Source organism: Biostraticola tofi (genome assembly GCF_004343195.1).
In the GTDB taxonomy this organism is placed as follows: domain Bacteria; phylum Pseudomonadota; class Gammaproteobacteria; order Enterobacterales; family Enterobacteriaceae; genus Biostraticola; species Biostraticola tofi.
The window spans coordinates 1-5,840 of the sequence record NZ_SMCR01000022.1 but is presented as its reverse complement, the minus strand read 5'-3'; the positions used below and the strand labels follow the sequence as shown (position 1 = coordinate 5,840).

Genomic DNA, 5,840 nt, shown 5'->3' with positions numbered 1-5,840 from the left:
TGACATCGTAGCCCCCCTGGCCGGCATACACCCCGGTCTGCTCCTTGACCGCGGCATAGGTGCTGTTCATCGCATCCCGGCTGAAGGTGGCCGAGCCAAAGCTGCCACCGCTGACATCCTACTGCTAAAGTGATGCAATTCTAGAGCAACACCGGGTTTTGCAAAATCACTTGGGGTCTGCAGGTAATGACTTTCGGGCTTCACGCTCGTCGAGTTTGGCAAAAATCCAGGAACCTAATCCAGTTGTAATCCCAGTAATCAAACTAGTGATTGCAACATGAATGATATCTTTATCATTAATATCAAATTCATTGCTAAACAATAACGTTATAATCACCAGCGAAATAGAGAAAAAAATAAAGCTACAAAAAATCATATATATAATACTTAAAAATAAAACCCAAACACTCAGTTTATCTTTTATTTCCATTGACTTTATCCTTTACAGCATTGCTTATGAACTCTCCACCAACAGACCCAAGAACTTCCCCAACAACTCCTGAGTTTTGTCCCAAAGCAGGCCTAAATATAGGCGGCGCTATTAGACCAACTGTTGTACCGAACGCCCACCCTCCCCCCGATCCAGTCAAAGCGCCCTTATCAGGCCCATCAGTGAATAAAGTGCCTCCAAGTGCAATTCCCCCATTCCCCCATTCGCCCATACATTACGTCCTGGAACAAGTGCCCCCGTAATACCTGCAGAAATGCTTCCTGTGTAATCCCAGCTCTTGTTAAAATTGCCTGGCTGTTTATTATCGAACCATTGATAAGTTCCGTTAGCAATTTCCGCTATCGTTGCGCCAGCTACAACTTTCCCCACAGATGCTGCGGGTCCTAGATAAGCCGCCCCTGCTATCAGTACGCCATCTTTATAACCATCAACGATCACTTTAGTGATATTAGCGCTGTCCGGCATATCCCCTTTCGCTAAATGACTCAGTGCAGTATTAATTTCTTGTGGTGTGGCTCCGGCTTCAGTCATTGAATGCGGGTTTTAAGACAGGGACACCGCTGGAGGTGCGCGCGATGCCCGGTTGCCTGGTGCTCACCGCTGAAGAACCATTACCCCCACCGCCGCCAGAGCCGGAGATCATGCAGACGCTGCGCAAGGTCTGTAAGTTATCGGGACGCAAGCAACAGCAGATCCTTGAGTTTATTGAGGTGATCACGGCTAAGAAGCCGCCTGTCGGGAAGTGGATTTGATGGCTGAGTAACAGGTAAAAAAATCCCGGCTCGGTGGCCGGGATTTCTAATGACTAACAGAAGTCTGGATCTATTCTGCCTTCAGCTTTCAGGATCTCAAGGAAGCGTTTGTAGGCAGTTTCGTCATATTCAAGAAGATCATCCAGAAGTCTCTCCTCAATCAAAGGTTTATAAAAAACACCCTGGTTAAAATAAACAAAATTACCTGATAAATCAGAGTCAATTATATCTATACCATCGCCTAATTTATAAGCAGATAGTCCACCATTTCCCTCATGCAGGCCGTAGAAGTAAGTGTTTCCTCCAACCCAATAGACTGCATAAATATCAACAACATGACCACCACGGTGCATTATTATCTTCATTGTTTTTCCTTATATGCAGCCCCTGAGCGTTGTGGGGTGATAACCTTCATATCGTAAGCCTTATTAGTCAATGAGTTATATTGATAATGGATTTCAATATTTCTACCATCCGGAAGTGTATGATTAACTGACATTTTTTGAAATCCTGCCGATGGAGGAAATTTAGGATCACTATTCAACCCCGTCAGTGGATATCCAGCCGATGGATTAGCCTTAACCCCATTCCACAGAACCTTCTCATTCAAATCCCTTGGGAATGGATTCTGTATCCCTTTGGCTGTCGTGATTGTTTCAGCATTTCTAATTAACTGTTGCTGCTCTTTCGTCAATGAAGACAGGCCAGAACCAGAACCGCCGGATGCAGGTTTCTCTACTCTCAGAGCATAAATAACACCCGCCAGTATTCCCTTTTTAAGATTGTCTTCATGCAGTTGCGTGTTGTTGGCGACGGGCTTCAGTTCTGATATGGAGTAAGCAGCCAGTTCCTGACACTTCGCTTTACATTCTGGTGATACGACAAGGGCTTTCAGATCAGCCAGTGCATCTTTCTGCTCATCTATTGATATTCCTGTAGATAGCGCCTGTTTCTGCTTATCTGCATCCAGCTTTTTCAGGTCAGCTACAAGCTGTTCTTTCTCGGCATCGGTCTTCGCGGCGACATATTTCTCAGTGAAGGTTTTGATGTCCTTATCACTCAGATAGTTATTCTCTACCGCATTCTTCCCCGCCTGCGCCCCCGCCACCGCGCTCGCCACATCGCCACCGGCCAAGCCGCCCGCCAGCCCTGCCGCCAGCGTCCCCAACGCCGACACCACCGTCTTCTGGCTTTCCGTCAAATCTCTGTCCGGCTGTGGGAAGATAGTGATTAACCCCTTCTGGTCCTGACCTACCATATAATCGTAGACTGTACGTTGCTCTGGGGTAAGGTGAGCTATCAGATCAGCCTTGCCACTCATGGCTACACCTAAAACTTATTCCTTATCTGTAGCAGAGAGGCTATCCAGCACGGTATTTGCTGCCCTGACTCCCACAGGGCACCCAGCTCTTTCTGAACCAGCGTATTGCGACAGGGGGCTGCTTCGGCGCAGCCCTGGGCGCTCAGTTTGACACCCTGCGCAATGGCACTCAGCCAGTTATTCTCTACAACAACTATTTAAAAATATCATTCCTATCCTGCCGTTCCCTCAGCTTCCCTTTTATCCAGATACCGAGACCTAGTATCGAGCCGCCGACACTGCCTTTTTTTAAAGAAGTGAATAGGATTTCTTTCCAGTCGAGATTAAATATACCTATTTTAAAATAAACTATGAAAGCGGTTATCAGATAGCCGATCATTACAGCACCAAAAAGAATACAGATGCAATAAAATATCAATATAATCAGATCGTTAAGATTAATTTTCTCCACTTTTATTCCCTGTATTTTCAAGCGCTTTTTATGTATTTCCTCCAGTAATCTCGCTTACAGTTGAGCCTGTCGCTGCTCCTATTAGTTCAGCACTCCCCTCTTTAATAACGGGTTTCAACTGTTCTGTAACTACCTTACCTGCTTTATCACCAATCACAGAACCAACACCCGCGCCAATCATTGCGTTAGTTGGATCTTCACCTTTAATAGCACTCCCTACCGCAGTACCGCCCATATTTATTACCGCTGATGCTCCAATACCTGTTCCTGTTGTCAGTGCAGAGGTGACTCCGGCCATAGTTGCATCAACATAGTTGAAAGGATCTTTTCCGCTGAGCTGAACGCCGGCATTAACACCCAAACCGATTGCCGCATTAAGCGCCATCCCTTCTTTTATTGTGGTGCCAAGTACACTGCCACCAAATATCAGCGGTGCATCACCAATACTGGCATTGGATTTATGGTAGCCCCAGGTATTCATGATAGCTTGTGCTCTCTGCTGCGCTTCCGTCTGCGGCGCTGACTTCAGATAATCCTGCCCGGTCAGCATTCCGGCGATCAGCTCTTTGGTCACTGCCTCACCATATTGAGCCTGCATCTCAGACGCGTATATCTTCAGATAACTCACGAGCTCAGTTCGCTCTGCTGTGCTTATCTCACAGGGGTGTTTATTGAACTTGGCGACCAATGCGTCACTGCGTTTATCGACATTCTCTAGCTGTAAGAACTTTCTCGCGGTTTGCAAAGAATTATCGCCTTTCAGCAGTTTATCTGCCAATTCATCCCGTTTCGTTGAAGATGTAGTACTGAGATAGTTATTCTCTACCGCATTCTTCCCCGCCTGCGCCCCCGCCACCGCGCTCGCCACATCGCCACCGGCCAGGCCGCCTGCCAGGCCGCCTGCCAGCCCCGCCGCCAGCGTGCCCAACGCCGACACCCTCGTCTTCTGGCTTTCCGTCAAATCCTTCGCTTGGGTTCCCGCATACACCTGGGAGGCAATATATTCCCCCATCGCCGCACCCGATGCCCCAGCCAGGGCATTGCCGCCGCTAAGCTGAGCCACCACCGCCCCCACCACCGCATGGGCCATCACTCGCTCCGGGCCTGCCGGGGTGGTTTTCTTGATGATATTGGCGATATAGGGCGCACTGCCCCCGGCTATCGCCTGCGCAATATTGCCGGTCGCCAGGCCCTGCACCACCGCTATTGCCGACTGGGCCGCCCGCTTGAATTCACCGCCGGTTTGCATTTCAGCGGCGACCAGCGCTGCGCGCCTTGGCGCTGGCATTATCCGCTTGGGTCGTTGCCGCTCGGGTCGCGGCGATCTTCCCCTGCATCTCGATTATGCCGCTGACCTGCGTGGCGATATCGCCAATCTTCTTGGCTTGCTGCAGCCGCTGCTGCTCTTGCTATTTGTTAAAGATCGGTCACAGGGCCTGGTGGGCATGGGCCACATCCCGGCTCATCTTGTTTACATCCTGCTGTTGCTTATCACCATCCGGCATCGTTACTGACGGTATTATAAAACAAATTAAAATCTCAGTCTGGCTGACCAAATTTACTTATTTGAACTCAGACTCGTTGTAATGATTGGGGATCTTATAATCCTCAGGAAACTCTGGCCATGTGCCAGTCCGAAGTATAACTTCAGTGTCTTCCACTATGTTGTCAAAGAAGCTTGATAAGCTCATTGCGTGAGTTCTTAAACGCAATAAAGCCGATTGCATTGCCAACTCATCGTCATTATTTTTTGCCAGGGCCAGTAGTTTCGTTTTAAGGTGTAGAAGAGTTAATTGCTTTATTAATAATTCTTCTAATGATCGGTTATAATTTATCGACAAATCATCAATATCGATTGGCAAATCAGATTTATGGCTCAACAAATCTAGAAAAATATCCTTCATTTCATCAAAAAATAAGAAATTGTTCATTTTGGTAATCTCCGGCCTTCTTTAGTTGCTGCCCGCGTTTTAGATTCATTATATGATCCATCTAAATTCAGTACTGCTTTGACTGCTCTTTTGCTATCAAAGACTTCCAGATGGTTTTTATGTGCTCCATCAAGATAGTATTTGTCACCTTTCTCAATAAATTCACCAACCTGATCTTTTGCTTGATAAACACTTTGTCCTTGATAGGTCTGACTGGTTTTACGGGCATTATCCTTCATCTCACGACCAAAACCCGGTTGCTTAAAGAACTCACCCATATTGCCAACTGCGCCTTTGTTAGGCTCATACCTTCCCGCCAGATAAGCTAAATCATCCTGATTCGGTCCAGCCGGTATCGGCGTGACCGTTGTATTCCCCCCCGTTTCCGGCAGCACTTCTGTATTACCGGTATGCGAAATACCTTGCTGGCCAGACTTATCAGGTGTTGTAAGAGTAGTCCCTCTATTTTCATCCGGGATTGGATTAATCAACTTCCCACCCGTCAAATCCCTGTCCGGCTGTGGGAAGATGGTGATTAACCCCTTCTGGTCCTGACCTACCATATAATCGTAGACTGTACGCTGCTCTGGGGTCAGGTGCTCTATCAGATCAGCCTTGCCACTCATGGCTACACCTAAAACGTATTCCTTATCTGCAGCAGAGAGGCTATCCAGCACGGTATTTGCTGCCCCCACACCCAGCAGGGCACCCAGCCCTTTCTCAACCAGCGTATTGCGACAGGGGGCTGCTTCGGCGCAGCCCTGGGCCGTCAGTCTGACACCCTGCGCAATGGCACTCAGCCAGTTATTCTCTACCGCATTCTTCCCCGCCTGCGCCCACGCCACCGCGCTCGCCACATCGCCGCCGGCCAGGCCGCCTGCCAGCCCTGCCGCCAGCGTCCCCAACGCCGACACCATCGTCTTCTGGCTTTCCG

General features: G+C 48.5%; 7 protein-coding genes and 2 pseudogenes. 2 read left to right on the top strand and 7 right to left on the bottom strand.

The window, feature by feature from the left end:
• Positions 1–166: 166 nt before the first annotated feature.
• Together EDC52_RS19575 and EDC52_RS19570 are read right to left on the bottom strand one after the other, a co-directional pair.
• Entirely contained in the window at positions 167–430 is a 264-nt protein-coding gene (locus EDC52_RS19575; RefSeq protein ID WP_131868007.1) for a hypothetical protein, read from the bottom strand.
• A gap of 156 nt (positions 431–586) precedes the next feature.
• Positions 587–982: a hypothetical protein gene (locus EDC52_RS19570; RefSeq protein ID WP_230468109.1), complete on the bottom strand. Its 396-nt coding sequence runs from the start codon at positions 980–982 to the stop codon at positions 587–589.
• A 5-nt stretch (positions 983–987) separates the two neighbouring features.
• On the opposite strand from EDC52_RS19570, the pseudogene EDC52_RS19565 reads away from it, so the two are divergent.
• Positions 988–1,203 (top strand): annotated as a pseudogene (locus EDC52_RS19565) (endoribonuclease SymE); the annotation flags it as partial.
• A 53-nt stretch (positions 1,204–1,256) separates the two neighbouring features.
• On the opposite strand, the gene EDC52_RS19560 reads toward EDC52_RS19565, so the two are convergent.
• From EDC52_RS19560 to EDC52_RS19995, 3 genes and pseudogenes are all read right to left on the bottom strand, one after another.
• Positions 1,257–1,568, bottom strand: a complete 312-nt coding sequence (locus EDC52_RS19560; protein ID WP_131868003.1) for a hypothetical protein — start codon at positions 1,566–1,568, stop codon at positions 1,257–1,259.
• The gene (locus EDC52_RS20165) at positions 1,565–2,524 is read right to left on the bottom strand and encodes a VENN motif pre-toxin domain-containing protein (protein ID WP_230468108.1); all 960 of its coding nucleotides are present in this window, start codon (positions 2,522–2,524) and stop codon (positions 1,565–1,567) included. Before EDC52_RS20165 ends, EDC52_RS19560 begins: the two co-directional genes overlap by 4 nt.
• Before the next feature lie 479 nt (positions 2,525–3,003).
• Positions 3,004–4,242, bottom strand: a pseudogene (locus EDC52_RS19995) (VENN motif pre-toxin domain-containing protein); the annotation flags it as partial.
• Positions 4,243–4,270: 28 nt separating this feature from the next.
• Between EDC52_RS19995 and EDC52_RS20160 the strand changes: the two are divergent.
• Positions 4,271–4,489 carry a hypothetical protein gene (locus EDC52_RS20160; RefSeq protein ID WP_131867999.1) on the top strand — a complete coding sequence of 73 codons (219 nt, stop codon included), beginning with the start codon at positions 4,271–4,273 and terminating at the stop codon, positions 4,487–4,489.
• A 48-nt stretch (positions 4,490–4,537) separates the two neighbouring features.
• Here the strand turns inward: EDC52_RS20160 and EDC52_RS19530 are convergent, their stop codons facing one another.
• Together EDC52_RS19530 and EDC52_RS19525 are read right to left on the bottom strand one after the other, a co-directional pair.
• Positions 4,538–4,906 (bottom strand): hypothetical protein, encoded by a 369-nt coding sequence (locus EDC52_RS19530; RefSeq protein WP_131867997.1) that lies wholly within the window; start codon positions 4,904–4,906, stop codon positions 4,538–4,540.
• Positions 4,903–5,840, bottom strand: a 938-nt coding sequence (locus EDC52_RS19525; protein WP_165911773.1) for a VENN motif pre-toxin domain-containing protein, incomplete at its 5' end; no start/stop codon positions are given. The genes EDC52_RS19530 and EDC52_RS19525, both read right to left, overlap by 4 nt.